This is a genomic window from Pseudomonas sp. NBRC 111127 (assembly GCF_001320345.1).
Lineage (GTDB): Bacteria > Pseudomonadota > Gammaproteobacteria > Pseudomonadales > Pseudomonadaceae > Aquipseudomonas > Aquipseudomonas juntendi.
This window is the reverse complement of record NZ_BCBD01000046.1, coordinates 1-16,682: the sequence shown is the minus strand read 5'-3', so window position 1 is coordinate 16,682 and position 16,682 is coordinate 1. Positions and strand designations below refer to the sequence as shown.

Below are 16,682 nucleotides of genomic sequence, written 5' to 3'. Positions count from 1 at the left end.
GTTCTGGTACCTGGCTGTTATTGGCCTGGGCCCACATTTACACCAACCTTACAGGTTCTTCACCGACCAGTGGTTGGTGTGCTTGCCTGCTGTGTTGCACAATAGGCACCCTCTCGACATACCCGGAATACGCAATGACCAGATCTTCCGTCTTTGGTGCGCTCGGGCTGGCCCTGGTGCTGGCGGGCGTGAGCGGTTGTTCCTCGAAAAAAGCGGCCGTTTACGAGCACGAGAACTTCGCTGACTCGGGTACATTCTCGCGCAGTTTCCCGGTAAGCGATGCCGGCTCTTGCGAGGCGGCGCGGCGCGCCTTGCTCAGCCAGGGCTACATCATCACCAGCAGCGGTGCCAACCAGGTAGTGGGCAACAAGAGCTTCCAGCAAAACAGCGAAAACCATCTGCAGATCAGCTTCAACGTTACCTGCGCGCCAGACGCGAGTGACGACCAGCACTCGACCATGTTCGCCAACGCCCTGCAGGACCGCTACGCGCTGAAAAAGTCCAACACCTCGGCCAGCCTCGGCGTGGGCGTGCTGGGGTCGGTGTCGATGCCGATTGGCTCCAGCGACGACTCGATGGTCAAGGTCGCGAGCGAGACGGTAACGGCGGCGCAATTCTACGATCGCTATTTTGCCTTGGTGGAAAGTTACCTGCCCAAGCCGAAGAAGGTCAGCAAAGCCAAGGTCGAAGCGCCAAAAGTGGAAAAGCCGGCGGTTACCCTGGGGCTGCCGGAGCAAGCGGCGGCGAACCCGCTGGCACCGACCCCAGCGGCAGCAGCGCCGGCGCCCGCTGCTGAAACTACGCCCGCCGCGCAGGCCGCGCCTGTCACCGAAGCGCAGCCCGCGGCAGCAGCGGCTGCCCCAGCCACGGAGGCGCCAGTGGCACCCGTGGTGGATGACAGTCAAGGTTCGCAGCCGCTGGCACCGCCGCCCGAAGCGGCGCCGATTCAGGTGCAGCAGGAAGCGCAGCCGGCCGAGGCAGCCACGGCCACGCCTTGATGCTTTAGCAGTGCTGGCCGCTGGCGAGCCCTGTCACACCCACAGGGCCAGCAGCGCGGCGGCCAACGCAGGCGGCATCACCAGCGCACCCAGGCACAGAAAACGCCATGCGCTGACATGCTCCCCCTCCCGGCGGATCGCCACCAGCCACAACAGGGTGGCCAGGGAGCCGGTAATCGACAGGTTCGGCCCCAGGTCGACGCCGATCAGCAAAGCTGCAGTGGTTTGCTGGGGCAGCGCCACCAGCGAGCCCATGGACCCGGCGATCAACCCGGTGGGCAGGTTGTTCATCAGGTTGCTGGCGATCGCTACACCCACGCCGCCGACCCAGCTGGCGGTAACCGGTGTTTGTGCGGACAGGCTGGCCAGTGCCTGGGCGAGGCGTTCGATCAGCCCGGTCTGTGCAACGGCTTCGACCAGTATGAACAGGCCTGCCACCAAGGGCAGCACGCCCCAGGCCACGTGGCGCAGCACCGGCAGTGGGCTGCGTCGCTGCCACAGGTGGATCAGTGCCGTGGTCGCCACCCCGGCACAGAATGTTGGCAGCCCCAGCGCCCGGTCCAGTGCCGAGGCGCCCAGCAGCAACGCGCCGGTGACCACGATGCCCATTGCACACAGGCGGGCGCCAGTCGTCAGGGGCGCGCCGCTCACGCTCAGCGCCAGCGGTTGGCGGATCTGCCGGCGCTGAGTCACCCGCAGCACCCCATAGGTCAGGCAGATTGCGGCCAGAGAAGGCAGGCTGAACTGGCGTAGCCAGTCCAGCAGTGGCGGCATATGGCTGCCGAATACCACCAGGTTGGCAGGGTTGGAGATAGGCAGTACGAAACTCGCGGCGTTGGCGATGAAGGCGCAGATGAACAGGTAGGGCAGCGGGTCGGCCTTGGCCGCCTTGCACGCGGCATAGACTGCCGGGGTCAGGACCACGGCCGTGGCGTCGTTGGACAGGAACACCGTAACCAGCGTGCCCACCAGGAATACCAGGTCGAACAGCCGTTGCCCGGAACCCCGCGCATGCTGCACGGCATACCGTGCCAGCCAGTCGAACAGGCCTTCCTGGCGAGCGAGTTCGGCCAGTACCATCATGCCGATCAGAAACAGGTAGACGTCACCGCCTTCGGCCACCGCGGCCAGGGCCCGCCGAGGCGTCATCAGGCCAATGCCGACCAGCAGCACCGCCCCGCCCATGGCCCAGACGTACTCCGGAACGCGCCATGGGCGCAAAATGACGCCGCAGGTCGCCAGTGCGGCGACCGCCCAGATGATCAATGCACTTTCACTGACAGGCATAAGGCGCTCAGTTTCCGACAGGGGTGGGCAGTGGCGCTGGCAGGCTGCGCGGGTGCGTTTCTGGCAGCGCCAGCACTACCAGGATGAAGGCGACCCCGGCGATACCGGCCAGGGTCAGGAACGCCGCATCGTAGCCCGCAGCCTGCACCACCAGCCCGGCGATGCCAGGGCTGAGCGCAGCGCCCAGCCCGAACACCGCGGTCAGCGCGCCGAGGCTCACATTGAATCGGCCGGTGCCTTCGGTCAGGTCCTTGACCACAATCGGGAACAGCGCACCGAAGATCCCGGCGCCGATGCCATCGAGCAGTTGCACGCCCACCAGCCAGAACGGGTTGTCAGACACCACATAGAGCGCCCCGCGAAGCGGCAGTATCAGGAAACCGATCAGCAGGAACGGCTTGCGGCCCCACTGTTCGGCCTTGGCGCCTACCAGCAGCGCCATGGGCACCATCACCAGTTGCGCGGCAACGATGCAGGCGGAGGTCAGCGGGGTGGCCAGCTGCAGGTCGACCTGCGAGAGCTTCTGGCTGACCAGTGGCAGCATGGCCGCGTTGGCCAGGTGAAACAGCGCGCAACACGCCGCGAATACCAGCAGTGTCCGGTTGTGCAGCAGTACCCTTAGCCCTGCAGGGGCGTCATCACCGCCAGGGCCATGCGCCAGGCCGCGAGCCAGTTGGTGATCGATGGCCGTGGCAGGCACGCAGCTCACCGCCACCACACTGGCCACGGTCAAGACGGCCATCAGGTAGAACACCACCGCCGGGCCGAACAGGTAGGCCAGGCCGCCGGCCAGCAGCGCCGAACAGGCGTTGCCGGCATGGTTGAAGGTTTCGTTGCGGCCTACCCGGCGGGTAAAGGCCTTGGGGCCGCTGATGCCCAAGGATATGGCGGCAATCGCTGGCGCAAAGATCGAGCCCGCCAGGGCACTGATGGTCTGGGTCAGGGCTACCCCGCTGAACGAGGAAATCCACGGCAACAACAGGCAGCTGCCAGTCACCAGCAGCGCAGCGATCACCACCACGGCACGCTTGGCTTTGGTACGGTCGATCAATGCCCCTGCCGGGGTTTGCGCCAACAGTGCAGCAATGCCTGCCAGGCTCATTACCAGGCCGATGCTTGCCGGTTGCCATTGATGCACCGCCAGCAGGTAGATCGCCAGGTATGGCCCAAGCCCGTCGCGCACATCTGCCAAAAAGAAGTTCAGCCAGTCGAGGGCGCCGTCGGGGGAAGCGGGAGAGCGTGGTTTGGCCAAGATGCAATCTCGAGAGGGATCATGGGGGGCGCACCTGCGGTGTGCGCCGGCCGCAACGGACAGGCACACGGCTTCGCCCGGGCCATGCTCGGTGGTCGTTATTCAACTGACAACTGGGTGTAGAAAAGCGCTCCGAAAACCGTACGTGAAACATTCTTAATGGCTGCTTCACGCCGCAGGCGCTTCCCGCTTCGCTAGCATGCCGTGCTTTTACTGCGGAGAAAACTCCAGTGTTTCGAATGTTGTCCTGTGCTGCTGTATTGGCATCTTCATTGACCTGCTCGCTCGCCCAGGCTGCGCCTGCCGAACCGCCAACCCTCACGGTCCTGAGCTCCGGTGGCATCATGGGCGCAATCCGGCAAGTGGCGCCTGCCTACGAGAAGAAATTCGGGGTCAAGCTGCAGGTGCTGGCCGCGCCTTCCATGGGCGAAACGCCACAGGCCATTCCCAACAGGCTTGCCCGTGCCGAGCCGGCGGACGTTGTGCTGATGGTGGGTGCTGCCCTGGACAAGCTGGTGGCGGGTGGCCAGGCTGACAAGAGCAGCCGGGTCGACCTGGGCCAATCATTCATCGCCATGGCCGTGCGCCAAGGCCAGCCCAAGCCGGATATCAGCACCTTGCAGGGCTTGCGCACCGTACTGCTCAACAGCAAATCCGTGGCGTACTCCGACAGCGCCAGCGGCGTCTACCTGTCCAGGACCCTGTTCCCCGGCATGCACCTGGGTGCTGGCTTCGCGGCCAAGGCCCACATGATTCCTGCCGAGCCGGTAGGCGCTGTGATCGCTCGCGGCCAGGCCGAAATCGGCTTCCAGCAGTTGAGCGAGCTCAAACCCGTGAAGGGCATCGATATCGTTGGCCTGATCCCGGCCGAAGCCCAGAAAATGACCCTGTATTCGGGCGCGGTGGTCAGCAACAGCCAGCACCATGCCGCCGCGCAGGCGCTGCTTGACTACCTGGCATCGCCACAAGCCGACGCAGCGATCGAGGACAGCGGCCTGAAGCCACTGCCGCATTCGCGCGGTTAGCGGCAGGGGGCGGCGCCATCGGGCCTGCTACAGGCTAAGATGCGCAAGGATAGCCCCCTATCGTTGAAAGAGAGCTGTATGGAGTTACGTCAACTTCGCTATTTCCTGAGTGTCCTGGAGCACGGCAGCCTTGGCAGGGCTGCGGTCGAGCTTGGCGTCGGTGCTTCGGCACTGAGCCAGCAATTGTCGAAGCTGGAAAGCGAGGTCTGTACCCGGTTGCTGACGCGCTCGAGCACCGGCGTGTCGCCGACTGCTGCGGGCCTGGCCTTCGAGTACCACGCGCGCCTGGCCCTGCGCCAGGCAGAGCACGCTGTGCTGGCCGCGCAAAGCGGCCGCATGAGCGGCTATGTCAGCGTGGGCCTGGCGCCGACTACAGCGTCGGTGCTGGGCCTGGCGCTGATCGACAAGATGCGTGAACGCTACCCCGACATCCGCCTGCACCTGGTGGAGATGCTGTCGGGCTACCTGGTGAACCAGCTCAACGCCAGGCACCTTGACCTTGCGGTGTTGTTCCAGGCAGAAGCGGGGCCGCGGCTGGATGTTCGGCCGCTGCTGACCGAGCGGCTGTTTGCACTCATCCCCGCCGCGCTGGTGCGCCCCGAATGGGGTGAATCGCTGACGTTGCAGCAGATCGCCACGCTGCCCTTGGTGATGCCCAGCACACAGCACGGCTTGCGCGCGACCCTGCGCGCGATCTTCGAGCGTGCCGGGCTGGAGGCCAACATTGTCATGGAAGTCGATGGCCTGTCGTTGCTGATGGATTGCGTTTGTGCGGGCCATGCTGCCACCCTGCAGCCGGGCGCCACGGTGGCCCGGGCGCACCAGGCGGGGTTGCGGGTCTATGCCATTGATGATGCCCAGGCGCAGCGCCGCAACGTGATGGTCAGCCTGGCCGACGACGAGCTGTCACCGGCTGCACTGGCGACCCGGATCGTGCTGCAGGAAGTGGCGCGGGCGCTGGTGGAGCAGGGGCGATGGCCTGGCGCCCGGCTGCTCTGACGGCGGCCCGCCGCTTGCCCACCCTTTAGAAAAACTGAAGGCCCCCCCGGTGTCATCGCGTTTCGTCCCGCCCGGGCACTGATTAAAGTCCCTGGCCACGAGGAGCAGCCGACCATTCGGCGCTTCGTGACCTGGAGGCGAAATGATCGATGTGCTAGTCATCGGAGGGGGTAATGCCGCCCTCTGTGCCGCGCTGATGGCGCGCGAGGCCGGAGCCAGCGTGCTGCTGCTCGAAGCCGCACCCCGCGCCTGGCGTGGTGGCAATTCCCAACACACGCGCAACCTGCGCTGCATGCATGACGCCCCGCAGGATGTGCTGGTCGAAGCATACCCCGAAGAGGAGTTCTGGCAGGACCTGCTCAAGGTCACCGGGGGCCAGACCGACGAAAAGCTCGCGCGCCTGGTGATCCGTGCCTCTGCCAGTTGCCGGGGCTGGATGCGCCGGCATGGCGTGCATTTTCAGCCTTCCTTGTCCGGTGCGCTGCACACTGCCCGCACCAACGCGTTTTTCATGGGGGGTGGCAAGGCGCTGGTCAATGCCTATTTCCGCAGCGCCGAAGCGCTGGGCGTGCAGATACGCTACGACACGCCTGTGGCCGACATCGAGCTGGACAACGGCCGCTTCGTTGCGGCCCATGTGCCGGCGCGCGAGGTTCAGGGGCGCACCCTGCCGGGCCAACGTATCGAGGCGCGCAGTTGTGTGCTGGCGGCCGGTGGCTTCGAGTCCAACCGCCAGTGGTTGCGCGATGCCTGGGGGCAGAACGAGCGGGGCGAATGGCCTGCGGACAACTTCCTGATTCGTGGTACGCGGTTCAACGAAGGGGTGCTGTTGCGCCGCATGATCGAACAGGGTGCCGACACCATCGGCGACCCCACGCAAGCGCACATGGTGGCGATCGACGCCCGGGCGCCGCTTTACGACGGCGGCATCTGCACGCGTATCGACTGTGTGTCGCTGGGGGTGGTGGTCAACCGCGACGGCCAGCGCTTTTACGATGAAGGCGAGGATTTCTGGCCCAAGCGCTATGCCATCTGGGGCCGGCTGGTGGCTCAGCAGCCACGGCAGGTGGGCTTCTCGATCATTGACCAGAAAGCCCTAGGTCGTTTCATGCCGCCAGTGTTCCCGGGCGCCCGCGCCGACACCCTGGAGGGGCTGGCGGCGTTGCTCGGTTTGCCCGTGCCGGCCTTCGTCGAGACGGTGCAGGCCTACAACCGCGCCTGCCGGGTCGGCAGCTTCGATCACACCCGCCTGGACGACTGCCACACCCAAGGCCTGCAACCGGTGAAAAGCCACTGGGCTCGGCCGCTCGACACGCCGCCTTACTACGGCTACCCGCTGCGCCCCGGCGTGACCTTCACCTACCTGGGGCTGCGCACCGATGAAACGGCGGCCGTGCATTTTGCCGGTCGGCCCAGCCCCAACCTGTTCGTCGCCGGCGAAATGATGGCGGGCAATGTGCTGGGCAAGGGCTACACGGCAGGTGTCGGCATGTCCATCGGCACTGCCTTCGGCCGCATCGCCGGCACCAGCGCCGCTGCCGCAACCGGCCACGACTATCCAGAACACGAGAACGACCATGACCGCGCAACTGCCTGAAGCACGCCAGCCCGTCGCCCAACCCGCAGCACTCGAACTGATACCTGCGCTGAACCTGGAAGAGCAGGAAGTCGACCGGCAAATGCGTATCTGCAATGCCTGCCGCTACTGCGAAGGCTTTTGTGCCGTATTCCCGGCAATGACCCGTCGGCTTGAGTTCGGCAAGGCCGACATCCACTACCTGGCCAACCTGTGCCACAACTGTGGGGCCTGCCTGCATGCCTGCCAGTACGCCGACCCCCACGAATTTGCCGTGAACGTGCCCCAGGCCATGGCCAAGGTGCGTGGCCAGACCTACGCCGAGTATGCCTGGCCGGCCCGCTTCGGCCGGCTGTATCAGCACAACGGCACCTACGTCGCCGTTGCCCTGTCGCTGGCCCTATCGCTGTTCCTGCTGCTGACCTTGTGGCTCAACGGCACGTTGTTGCCGGGGCGGCTGGCCGGAAACTTCTACGCGGTATTCCCGCACAACACCCTGGCATTGATGTTCGGTGGGGTATTCGCTGCGGCGGGCCTGGCGCTTGGGGTGGCGGTACGTCGCTTCTGGCGCGCTGTATCGCCTGCAACCGCTCAGGCGCAACCCGCCCAAGGCGCCGTGCTGGAGGCAACCAGCGCGGTGTTGACCTTGAAGTACCTGGACGGTGGCCACGGCCAGGGCTGCAACAATGCCGATGACCGCTACACGCTGTGGCGCCGGCGCTTCCATCACATGACCTTCTACGGCTTCATGCTGTGCTTTGCCGCCACGGTGGTCGCTACCGGCTACCACTACCTGCTGGGCCAGCAGGCGCCATACCCGCTGCTCAGCGCGCCGGTGCTGCTGGGTACCCTGGGGGGTATCGGCCTGATCGTCGGCCCGCTCGGGTTGCTGGCGCTGAACCTGCGCCGGGCCCCGGAGCAGGGCGACGTCGCCCAGCGCCCCATGGACTGTGCCTTCATTCTGCTCCTGCTGCTGGTCAGCGCCAGTGGCCTTGCCTTGCTGGGCCTGCGTGATACCGCAGCAATGGCGATCGTGCTGGCGCTGCACCTGGGTACGGTCATGGCGCTGTTCATCACGTTGCCCTATGGCAAGTTCGCCCATGGGCTGTTCCGCTCGGCGGCCCTGCTCAAGTTCGCCATCGAGAAGCGCCGCCCCAACACCCTCGGCCTGGGCGGGGAATGACGATGAGTGCTGCCGCCCTGCACCCCTCGCTGCACCCAGGCCAACGCCAGGCTGCCCGGTCAGCGGTTGGGCCACTTCTCCAGCAGGATCGAGACGAATTTTTCCGCCGCCGGCGACAGCGAGGCGCCACGCCGGTAGACCAGGCCCAGGGTGCGAGTGACCTCGGGCTCGGTCAGCGGCACGCTGACCAGCGTCGGGTGGTCGGCGTTGGGCATGGCCAGGCTGGGCATGGCCGACACGCCCAGCCCGGCTTCGACCATGCCCAGCGAGGTGGACAGGTGCTGCACTTCATAAAACCACTTGGGCCGCAGGTTGAGCCCGGACAGGGCGTGGTCCAGCAGCATTCGGTTGCCGCTCAGCCGGCCCACGCCAATCAGGCGGTAGTCGGCCAGTTCCGTCCAGGTCACGCAATCCCGGTTTGCCAGCTTGTGGTCGCGGCGGCAGGCCAGCACGAAATGCTCCTGTACCAGCGAGACGAACTCGATGTCCGGGTGCTGGCCGCTCATCATGTTGATGCCGAAGTCGGCTTCACCGCGCAACACGGCTTCCAGCCCGTCGTTGGCACTGAGGTCAAGCAGGCGGATACGGATCTTAGGGTATTGCTCGTTGTAGTCGCGAATCACCGACGGCAGGAAATAGAACGCGGCGGTGGGGATGCAGGCCAGGGTCACCTGGCCGGTCTGGCGCTCGGCCAGCTCGCGAATGCTCAGGATCGAGTCTTCGAAGTCATCCAGCAGGCGCCTGGCCTTGGGCAGGAAGTCGCGCCCGACACTGGTCAGGCTGACGCGACGGGTGGTGCGCTCAAGCAGGGACGTGCCCAACCCTTCTTCCAGCTTCTTGATCCGCCGGCTGAGCGCCGGCTGGGACAAATGCAGCGCTTCCGCAGCCTCGTGGAAACTGCCGAGTTCGGCGATTTTCACGAAAGATCGGATGTCTTGGAGTTCATATTCCATCTCGAATCGCTCTCTGGCCCCGGTGTTTAATTGATGCCTGGATCGGAATAATAGCTACGATATTTGCATTGGATTGATTTATCCATCCCTGTCAATCTTGTGTCCACAACATCAATGATGTCCATTGATCAACAAGAGTGCGAAATCATGCAACGAATTCCTTGCGTACTCATGCGCGGTGGCACCTCCAAGGGGCCGTTTTTCCACGCCTGGGACCTGCCTGCCAACGTGGTCGAGCGCGACGAATTACTGATCAACCTGATGGGCTCCGGGCATGAACTGGAAATCGACGGGATCGGTGGCGGTAGCCCGCAGACCAGCAAGGTGGCGATTGTAAGCCCTTCGCTGCATGCCGACGCTGACGTAGATTACCTGTTCGTGCAGGTCATGGTCGCGCAGCGCCGGGTCGACACTGCCCCTAACTGCGGCAACATGCTGTGCGCCGTTGGCCCGTTCGCCATCGAGCAAGGGTTGGTCAAGGGCCAGGAAGGCAAGACCCTGGTGCGCATCCGCAACCTCAACACCGGAACGTTCGTCAACTCGCTGGTGGAAACCCCCGGCGGGATCGTGCGTTACGAAGGCCGCACGGCGATCGATGGCGTTCCGGGCACTGCCGCCCCGGTGCAGCTGACGTTCCTCGATGCGGTTGGCAGCAAGACCGGCAAGCTGTTCCCGACCGGCCAGGCCACCGACGTGATCGACGGCGTACCGGTCACCTGCATCGACATGGCCATGCCGATGATGGTGGTCGAGGCCAGCCAGCTCGGTGTCACCGGTTCGGAAACGCCTGCCGAACTCGATGCCAACGAAGACCTGCTCAAGCGCCTGGAAGCGCTGCGCCTGAAGGCCGGCAAGGCCATGGGCCTGGGCGATGTCAGCGGGATGGTCATCCCCAAGCCGGTATTGGTTTCCAAGCCGCGCTATGACGGCACCCTGCAGGTTCGCTACTTCATGCCGCACAGCTGCCACCGCGCGCTGGCCATTACAGGTTCGATCGGGTTGGCCACTGCCTGTGTCAGCCCTGGCACCGTGATCGGTGAACTGCTGGGCGAGGGCGCCGAGCAATTGACCGAAGTGCGCCTGGAACACCCAAGCGGTGGCATCGATGTGGCATTGTCGCGCACCGGCGCCGATGGCAAGACCATCCAGGCCTCGGTGGTGCGGACTGCCCGACGGTTGTTCTCAGGTTTCGTTTACGCCCCTACATTCCGCAGATTGGCCGGGTAACTCTGGCAGCCGTTCAGCTCCAAACATTTGCAACAAGCGCATCCGCACAATTTCAACAATGGGTGATGCCTCATGAGACTCGCCAAATCGCTGTACTTTCAGATCCTCTGCGCCGTCCTGCTGGGCGTAGTGGTCGGCCACTTCTGGGCGCAACAGGCCGTTGCGCTCAAGCCGCTGGGTGATGCTTTCATCAAGCTGATCAAGATGATGATTGCCCCGGTGGTGTTCTGCACCATCGTAACCGGTATCGCCGGCATGACCGACAAGCGCTCCCTGGGGCGCTTGATGAGCAAGACGTTGCTGTTGTTCCTGGGCCTGACCCTGGTCAGCCTGATGATCGGCCTGGCGGCGGTGTACCTGTTCCGCCCGGGCGTCGGCATGAACATCGACCCTGCGACCCTCAGCACTGCCGGGCTGAGCCAGTACGCTGCGTCGGCGGCCAAGCTCAGCGTGGTCGACTTCTTCATGCACATCATCCCGGACACCTTCATCGGTGCGTTCAACAAGGGTGAGGTGCTGCCGGTGCTGTTCATCGCCGTGCTCAGCGGTTTTGCCCTGTCGTCCATGGGCGAGAAGGGCAAGCCGGTACTGAATGTGCTGGAATCGGCCTCGACCATGGTGTTCCGCATCTTCGGCTACCTGATGCGCTTCGCCCCCATCGGCGCCTTCGGTGCACTGGCGTTCACGGTCGGCCAGTACGGCGTGACCTCGCTGGGTGCCTTGGCCAAGCTGGTCGGTACGCTGTATATCGCCTGTGCGTTCTTCGTGCTGGTGGTGCTCGGCGGCATCTGCCGTGCCTATGGCTTCAGCCTGTGGAAGCTGCTGCGCTACTTCCGCGAGGAGTTCCTGGTGGTGCTCGGCACGTCCTCCACCGAGCCGGTGCTGCCGCGCATGCTGGAGAAGCTGGAGAAACTGGGCTGCAAGAAGGGCGTGGTCGGGCTGGTGCTGCCGACTGGCTATTCCTTCAACCTCGACGGCACGGCCATCTACCTGTCGCTGGCCGCGGTGTTCATCGCCCAGGCCTGCAACATAGACCTGACCCTCGGCCAGACGGTGACCATGCTGGCGATCATGCTGCTGTCGTCCAAAGGGGCAGCAGGCGTGACCGGCAGTGGTTTCGTGGCCCTGGCCTCGACCCTCACCGTGATTCACGACATCCCGCTGGCCGGGCTTGCCTTGCTGATCGGTATCGACCGCTTCATGTCCGAAGCGCGCGCCCTGACCAGCCTGGCCAGCAACGCCGTCGCGACCGTGGTCATCTCCTTGTCGGAGAATGCTTGTGACCGGAAAACGCTGCTGCGCCGCCTGAACGGGATACCGGCCGCTGCAGACGAAACCGACACGGCGCAGGCCGACTGGGCTGCAGAGCCTCGGCACCACGGCTGAATACCTTTTCCATCTGTCCTCGCTGACTTGAAATCCCACCCAGCACCCTGACGGTGCGGGTGGGGTAGGGGGCCGTCTGCCCTGCTGGCGGCCGCAACACAATAAAAACAAGAGAAAAAGACCATGCTCGCACTCCTGGGCCTGATCATGGTGGTGACCTTCACCTACCTGATCATGAGTAAACGCCTGTCACCCATCGTGGCGCTCACCGTCGTACCGATTGTCTTCGCAGTGATCGGTGGCTTTGCCCCCGAACTGGGCAAGATGATGCTCGATGGCTTGAAAATGGTGGCACCGTCAGCCGCACTGCTGTTGTTCGCCATCCTGTTCTTCGGCCTGATGATCGATGCCGGCCTGTTCGACCCGCTGATCCGCAAGATCCTCAAGCGCGTCAATGGCGACCCGGTCAAGATCGCCATCGGCACCGCGCTGTTGTCGCTGGTGGTAGCGCTGGACGGTGACGGCACCACCACGTACATGATCATGTGCGCTGCCATGCTGCCGTTGTACCGGCGCATCGGCATGAACCCGATGATCCTGGCCACGGTATCGATGCTGTCGCTGAGTATCATGAGTGGCATGAGCCCCTGGGGCGGGCCGGCTACCCGAGCCATTGCCGCGTTGGGCCTGGACGCCACCGAATACTTCATCCCGATGTTGCCGACCGTGATCGGTGGCGCTGCCTGGGTGGTGTTCACTGCCTTCCTGCTGGGCCGCGCCGAGCGTCGCCGCATCGGCAACGTGGCGTTGGAGTCGGGCGGTGGCAATTGCTACATCCAGGAAATCCTTGGCGATGCACCCTACAAGCGCCCACGCCTGGCCTACGTGAACCTGGCCCTGGTAATCGCCGTGATGACCGCCTTGGTCTTCGGGGTGATGCACGCAGCGATCCTCTTCATGATCGGCTTCGTCGCCGCGCTGATGATCAACTATCCGCAACTGGACCTGCAGAAAGAACGCATCCTCGCCCATTCGGGCAATGCCATGACCGTGGTGTTGCTGGTATTTGCCGCAGGTATCTTCGCCGGGATCTTCTCGGGCACCAAGATGGTCGACGCCCTGGCGCAGACCCTGGTCGACTGGATTCCTGCCGCCTGGAGCCACTGGTTCCCGCTGGTGGTGGCCCTGACCAGCATGCCGCTGACCTTCGTGCTGTCCAATGATGCCTACTACTTTGGCGTGGTACCGATCCTGGCCAATGCCGCGACCGCCTACGGCATCGACCCGATTGAAATCGCCCGCGCCTCGGTACTGGGCCAGCCGGTGCACCTGATGAGCCCGCTGGTGGCCTCGACCCTGCTGCTGGTAGGGATGGTCGACCGCGATATCGGCGACTTCCAGAAAGCCACGGTGAAATGGGCGGTGCTCACATCGCTGGTGATCACTGCGCTGGCGATCGCCACGGGTGCCTTGTCCTTGTTCGTCTGAACTGCCTCGGGCGCCGCGCGGCGCCCAGCTCCTCCAAAAACAACAACAGAGTATCGATCATGTCCCGAGCTGTTTTCCGTGGGGCCACCTGTGGCCTGCTGTGCGGCTGGCTGCCTGTGGCCGGCGCCGCCGGTTTCGTCGACGATAGCAAGCTGAAGCTGCAACTGCGCAATGTGTACTTCAACGAAAACTTCCGCGACGAGCAGGGCATGAGCCCGCGCGCCGCCGCCACCGCCAAGAGCGAGCGGGTGGAATGGGCGCAGGGCTTCCTGCTCGACTATCAGTCCGGCTTCACCCAGGGCCCCCTGGGGCTGGGGCTCGACGCCATGGGGCTGCTCGGCGTGCGGCTCGATTCGGGCCGCGGCCGCAGCGGTACCGGTTTGCTGCCGACGCATGACGATGGCCGCGCCGCTGACGAGTTTGCCAGTGCCGGCGTGACGGCCAAGGCGCGCCTGGGGCAGACCGTGGTCAAGCATGGCACCTTGCTGCCGAAAACCCCGGTGCTGATCTACAACGATGCACGCTTGTTGCCGCAAACCTACCAGGGCACCCAGCTGACCAGCACCGACATCGACAACCTGACCCTGACTGCCGGGCACCTGAACCGCTTCAAGCTGCGCGATTCCTCTGACAGCACTGGCCTGTACATGGACGGCTACAGCGGTGACGAGTCTGGCGATTTCAACTTTGCCGGCGCCGATTACGCCGTCAACAAGCAGTTGAAGTTGAGCTATTTCCACGGCCAGCTGGAACACTTCTACCGCCAGGACTTTGCCGGCCTGATCTACGACCTGCCCTTGGCCGGCGGCGTGCTCACCACCGACTTGCGCTATTTCAACAGCCGCGACAGCGGCGCTGCCCAGGGCGGCGAAATCGACAATGACATGTTCAGCGGGCAACTGTCGTACACCCACTCCGGGCACACGTTCGGGGGTGGCTACCAAGTGCTCGACGGCAAGGCCGGGCTGCCCTACATCACCGGCGCCACGGTGTACTCGTTCAGTAACGTGGGTATCGGCAAGTTCATCGAGGAAGAAGAGAAAACCTGGATGGCCAGCTATGCCTACAACTTCGCCGCCGCGGGCATCCCAGGGCTGACCTTCATGACCCGCTACCTCAGCGGGGATAACGGGCGCTCGGCTGACGCTGGGCTGAGCGAGTGGGAGCGCGACATGGAGCTTGCCTACGTGGTGCAATCCGGGCCGGTCAAGGGCCTTGGGGTGAAGCTGCGCAACTACGTGTACCGCTCCGACTTCTCCCGCGGGCGTGACAGCAACCGCATCTACCTGACCTACGACATCGCCCTCTGGTAAGGGCTGAGCCTGAGTGGCCGGCCGCGCCGGGGCGACGTGCAGGCGCTTGCGGGCGGCCATGTGGGTTCAGGTGTTGGTCGGTATGTTTGCCCCAGGCATGCTGCCGTGGCCCAGGTTGCGTTCGACGTGGCGCACGGTTTTTGCCAATGTAGGGTTGATGTCCGGGTGAGTGAGCTGATACCTGCGTTCAAGTTGCTCGCTGAAACTCAGGTCGAAGCGCTGCGGCTGGATGAAGTTCAACGACTCGGGGCTGATTGCCAGGCGCGTCGCTACCCCGGGAATTGCCAACAAGCACTTCAGCACGCCTATCGGCACATGGTGGCGCGGGGCTTTTACCTGCAGGGTGGCGGCGATGTCCTCCAGCAAGCCTTGCAGGCTAGGTGTGTGCGGGTCGAGTGCAAGCACCTGGCGGTTGGCCATTGAAGGGTCGAATGCCACGCAGGCCATCAGGGTAACCAGGTAGTCGACGCTGACCAGTGGCAGCCAATGGTTGGGCGAGCCCGGAATGGCCTTGAACCGGCCCAACGCCAGGCCGCTAATCAGCGCTGCCAACGGCTGGCCGTCGAGGATGTGCCCGCGCACACTGTCGCCGCAGACCGTGGCAGGGTGAACGATCGAGTACGCTGCGCCCGCACCCTGCATGTAGCGGATGACGGCGAAATGCGCTTCCAGTTTGCTCGCCTCATAACCGCCTGCGCGGCGGTAAACCGCGGGCCAGTCGGTCTGTTCCGGGTGCTCGTGATCCACTCCGATGCTGGCCAGGTGGCTGAAATTCTGCAGCATGTAGCCGCCCACCATCAGCAGGCGGGTGCCCTGGCTCGCCGCCAGCTGCGCGACCCGCAGCGCACCTTGCACATTCACGGCACGGGCATGTTCCAAGGAAAGCCCCCAGGTGAAGTGCGCCGCGAGGTGGAACACCACTGCGGCAGCCGACACGCGTTGGCGTTCGGCTTCGCTGAGCCCAAGGCCTTCTGTGCCGATATCGCCGGCAACTGCCTGTACGCAATCAGGCTTGCCCCCCAGGCGGCCTACCTGTTCACGGAGCCGGGCGAGGTTTTCCGGGTGGCGCATCAGCACCCGCACGGTGTGCCCGGTGGCGGTGAGCCGCGCCAGTAGATGCTGGCCGATAAAACCACTGCCGCCGGTAACGAAGCATTCCACGCTCATGTCAGTTTCCTTGTCTGCAAGATGGGCGCAGGTTAGGGTGTAGAGCGCACTCTAAGGTCAAGGGGTTTTGTGCCATGAACATCGGGGAGCTGGAGCGCCGCAGCGGCGTCGGCCGCCATGCGTTGCGCTATTACGAGCAGCTCGGGCTGATCGTGGCCCAGCGGCAAGCCAACAATTATCGCAGCTACAGCGAGCAGGCCGTCGCTGACCTGAACTTCGTGCAAACTGCCCAGCGGGGCGGTTTCACGCTTGCCGAAATAGGGGAGATACTGGCCGCCAGGCGCGGCAATACCCTCGATTGCGTGCAGGGTGCACTGCTGGTCACTGGCAAAATGGCTGAAATCCAGGCCAGGATTCAGACGCTGCAGGCCGCGTATGAGGTGCTTGATAGCGAGCGTGCCAAGCTCGTCGCCAGTGCTGTTGCGACTGGGCTGACAATTCCTGAAAACATTTCCGCTGGCGCCTGAACGCCTGTCCTCCTAAAAAGGATTTTGTGGTACTCGAGCAGCGTTGCATCGCGTCTTCACTGGAACGATGGCCGCGTTGCCCGATCATAAGCTTGTCATCATTGCGTCATGCCACTGGCTTAGCATGACGGCGATAACTACGAAGATGAAATGAGTAAAGAGGGAGCAGGACCATGGATGAATACCAGGAAGAACTACTCGAATCCCAAGCCTACGAGCTGGACACCCCGGAACCGGCCGACGACGCCACCGAGCTTTGACCTGCCCGCCGCTGGCTGCGGCGAAACTCTCCCGGCGTAAGGCCCGTCCAGCGCTTGAACGCGCGCTGGAAGGCCTCGGCCGAAGCGAACCCCAATAAATAAGCAATCTCGCCGAACGCCAGTTCCGTATCACGGATGTAGGTCTCGGCCAGGTCGCGTCG

15 protein-coding genes are annotated in these 16,682 nt (G+C 64.2%); 10 read left to right on the top strand and 5 right to left on the bottom strand.

Features of this window, described 5'->3' with window-relative positions; genetic code table 11:
* Positions 1–134: 134 nt before the first annotated feature.
* A complete protein-coding gene (locus APH30_RS11160; RefSeq protein ID WP_054912572.1) occupies positions 135–998 on the top strand; it encodes a DUF2242 domain-containing protein in 864 nt (287 codons plus the stop codon).
* A 33-nt stretch (positions 999–1,031) separates the two neighbouring features.
* On the opposite strand, the gene APH30_RS11155 is transcribed toward APH30_RS11160, so the two are convergent.
* The gene (locus tag APH30_RS11155) at positions 1,032–2,285 is read right to left on the bottom strand and encodes an arsenic transporter (protein WP_054912571.1); all 1,254 of its coding nucleotides are present in this window, start codon (positions 2,283–2,285) and stop codon (positions 1,032–1,034) included.
* A gap of 7 nt (positions 2,286–2,292) precedes the next feature.
* Positions 2,293–3,537, bottom strand: a complete 1,245-nt coding sequence (locus APH30_RS11150; protein ID WP_054912570.1) for an MFS transporter — start codon at positions 3,535–3,537, stop codon at positions 2,293–2,295.
* Positions 3,538–3,767: 230 nt separating this feature from the next.
* On the opposite strand from APH30_RS11150, the gene APH30_RS11145 reads away from it, so the two are divergent.
* The 4 genes from APH30_RS11145 (at position 3,768) to tcuB (ending at position 8,320) form a co-directional block, all read left to right on the top strand.
* Positions 3,768–4,562, top strand: coding sequence for a substrate-binding domain-containing protein (locus APH30_RS11145; RefSeq protein WP_054912569.1), 795 nt, complete (start codon positions 3,768–3,770; stop codon positions 4,560–4,562).
* A 78-nt stretch (positions 4,563–4,640) separates the two neighbouring features.
* Entirely contained in the window at positions 4,641–5,561 is a 921-nt protein-coding gene (locus tag APH30_RS11140) for a LysR family transcriptional regulator (protein WP_054905328.1), read from the top strand.
* Between the two features lie 142 nt (positions 5,562–5,703).
* Entirely contained in the window at positions 5,704–7,158 is a 1,455-nt protein-coding gene (tcuA, locus tag APH30_RS11135; RefSeq protein ID WP_054912568.1) for an FAD-dependent tricarballylate dehydrogenase TcuA, read from the top strand.
* Entirely contained in the window at positions 7,139–8,320 is a 1,182-nt protein-coding gene (tcuB, locus tag APH30_RS11130; RefSeq protein WP_054912567.1) for a tricarballylate utilization 4Fe-4S protein TcuB, read from the top strand. Before tcuA ends, tcuB begins: the two co-directional genes overlap by 20 nt.
* Before the next feature lie 59 nt (positions 8,321–8,379).
* On the opposite strand, the gene APH30_RS11125 is transcribed toward tcuB, so the two are convergent.
* Complete coding sequence (locus tag APH30_RS11125; RefSeq protein WP_054912566.1) at positions 8,380–9,273, bottom strand: LysR family transcriptional regulator; 894 nt, start codon at positions 9,271–9,273, stop codon at positions 8,380–8,382.
* A 147-nt stretch (positions 9,274–9,420) separates the two neighbouring features.
* Here APH30_RS11125 and APH30_RS11120 point away from each other — a divergent pair, with 147 nt between their 5' ends.
* The 4 genes from APH30_RS11120 to APH30_RS11105 all read left to right on the top strand — a co-directional run bounded on the left by APH30_RS11120 (position 9,421) and on the right by APH30_RS11105 (position 14,627).
* Positions 9,421–10,500, top strand: coding sequence for a 4-oxalomesaconate tautomerase (locus APH30_RS11120; protein WP_082416152.1), 1,080 nt, complete (start codon positions 9,421–9,423; stop codon positions 10,498–10,500).
* Positions 10,501–10,572: 72 nt separating this feature from the next.
* Positions 10,573–11,886 carry a C4-dicarboxylate transporter DctA gene (gene dctA, locus APH30_RS11115; protein ID WP_054912565.1) on the top strand — a complete coding sequence of 438 codons (1,314 nt, stop codon included), beginning with the start codon at positions 10,573–10,575 and terminating at the stop codon, positions 11,884–11,886.
* 123 nt (positions 11,887–12,009) lie between these two features.
* Positions 12,010–13,314: a CitMHS family transporter gene (locus APH30_RS11110; RefSeq protein ID WP_054912564.1), complete on the top strand. Its 1,305-nt coding sequence runs from the start codon at positions 12,010–12,012 to the stop codon at positions 13,312–13,314.
* A 59-nt stretch (positions 13,315–13,373) separates the two neighbouring features.
* Positions 13,374–14,627 (top strand): OprD family porin, encoded by a 1,254-nt coding sequence (locus APH30_RS11105; RefSeq protein WP_054912563.1) that lies wholly within the window; start codon positions 13,374–13,376, stop codon positions 14,625–14,627.
* Between the two features lie 66 nt (positions 14,628–14,693).
* On the opposite strand, the gene APH30_RS11100 is transcribed toward APH30_RS11105, so the two are convergent.
* On the bottom strand, positions 14,694–15,794 hold the full coding sequence (locus APH30_RS11100; protein WP_054912562.1) for an SDR family oxidoreductase: 1,101 nt from the start codon (positions 15,792–15,794) through the stop codon (positions 14,694–14,696).
* A gap of 74 nt (positions 15,795–15,868) precedes the next feature.
* Between APH30_RS11100 and APH30_RS11095 the strand changes: the two genes are divergently transcribed.
* Positions 15,869–16,261 (top strand): MerR family transcriptional regulator, encoded by a 393-nt coding sequence (locus APH30_RS11095; RefSeq protein ID WP_054912561.1) that lies wholly within the window; start codon positions 15,869–15,871, stop codon positions 16,259–16,261.
* A gap of 211 nt (positions 16,262–16,472) precedes the next feature.
* On the opposite strand, the gene APH30_RS11090 is transcribed toward APH30_RS11095, so the two are convergent.
* Positions 16,473–16,682: helix-turn-helix domain-containing protein (locus APH30_RS11090; protein ID WP_156326435.1), on the bottom strand; the 210-nt coding region annotated here is incomplete at its 5' end.

Bases quoted from the DNA above. Each gene is read 5' to 3' on its own strand.
- APH30_RS11160 (WP_054912572.1), top strand. From the start codon at position 135: ATGACCAGATCTTCCGTCTTTGGTGCGCTCGGGCTGGCCCTGGTGCTG.
- APH30_RS11155 (WP_054912571.1), bottom strand. From the start codon at position 2,285: ATGCCTGTCAGTGAAAGTGCATTGATCATCTGGGCGGTCGCCGCACTG.
- APH30_RS11140 (WP_054905328.1), top strand. From the start codon at position 4,641: ATGGAGTTACGTCAACTTCGCTATTTCCTGAGTGTCCTGGAGCACGGC.
- tcuA (WP_054912568.1), top strand. From the start codon at position 5,704: ATGATCGATGTGCTAGTCATCGGAGGGGGTAATGCCGCCCTCTGTGCC.
- tcuB (WP_054912567.1), top strand. From the start codon at position 7,139: ATGACCGCGCAACTGCCTGAAGCACGCCAGCCCGTCGCCCAACCCGCA.
- APH30_RS11125 (WP_054912566.1), bottom strand. From the start codon at position 9,273: ATGGAATATGAACTCCAAGACATCCGATCTTTCGTGAAAATCGCCGAA.
- APH30_RS11120 (WP_082416152.1), top strand. From the start codon at position 9,421: ATGCAACGAATTCCTTGCGTACTCATGCGCGGTGGCACCTCCAAGGGG.
- dctA (WP_054912565.1), top strand. From the start codon at position 10,573: ATGAGACTCGCCAAATCGCTGTACTTTCAGATCCTCTGCGCCGTCCTG.
- APH30_RS11110 (WP_054912564.1), top strand. From the start codon at position 12,010: ATGCTCGCACTCCTGGGCCTGATCATGGTGGTGACCTTCACCTACCTG.
- APH30_RS11105 (WP_054912563.1), top strand. From the start codon at position 13,374: ATGTCCCGAGCTGTTTTCCGTGGGGCCACCTGTGGCCTGCTGTGCGGC.
- APH30_RS11100 (WP_054912562.1), bottom strand. From the start codon at position 15,794: ATGAGCGTGGAATGCTTCGTTACCGGCGGCAGTGGTTTTATCGGCCAG.
- APH30_RS11095 (WP_054912561.1), top strand. From the start codon at position 15,869: ATGAACATCGGGGAGCTGGAGCGCCGCAGCGGCGTCGGCCGCCATGCG.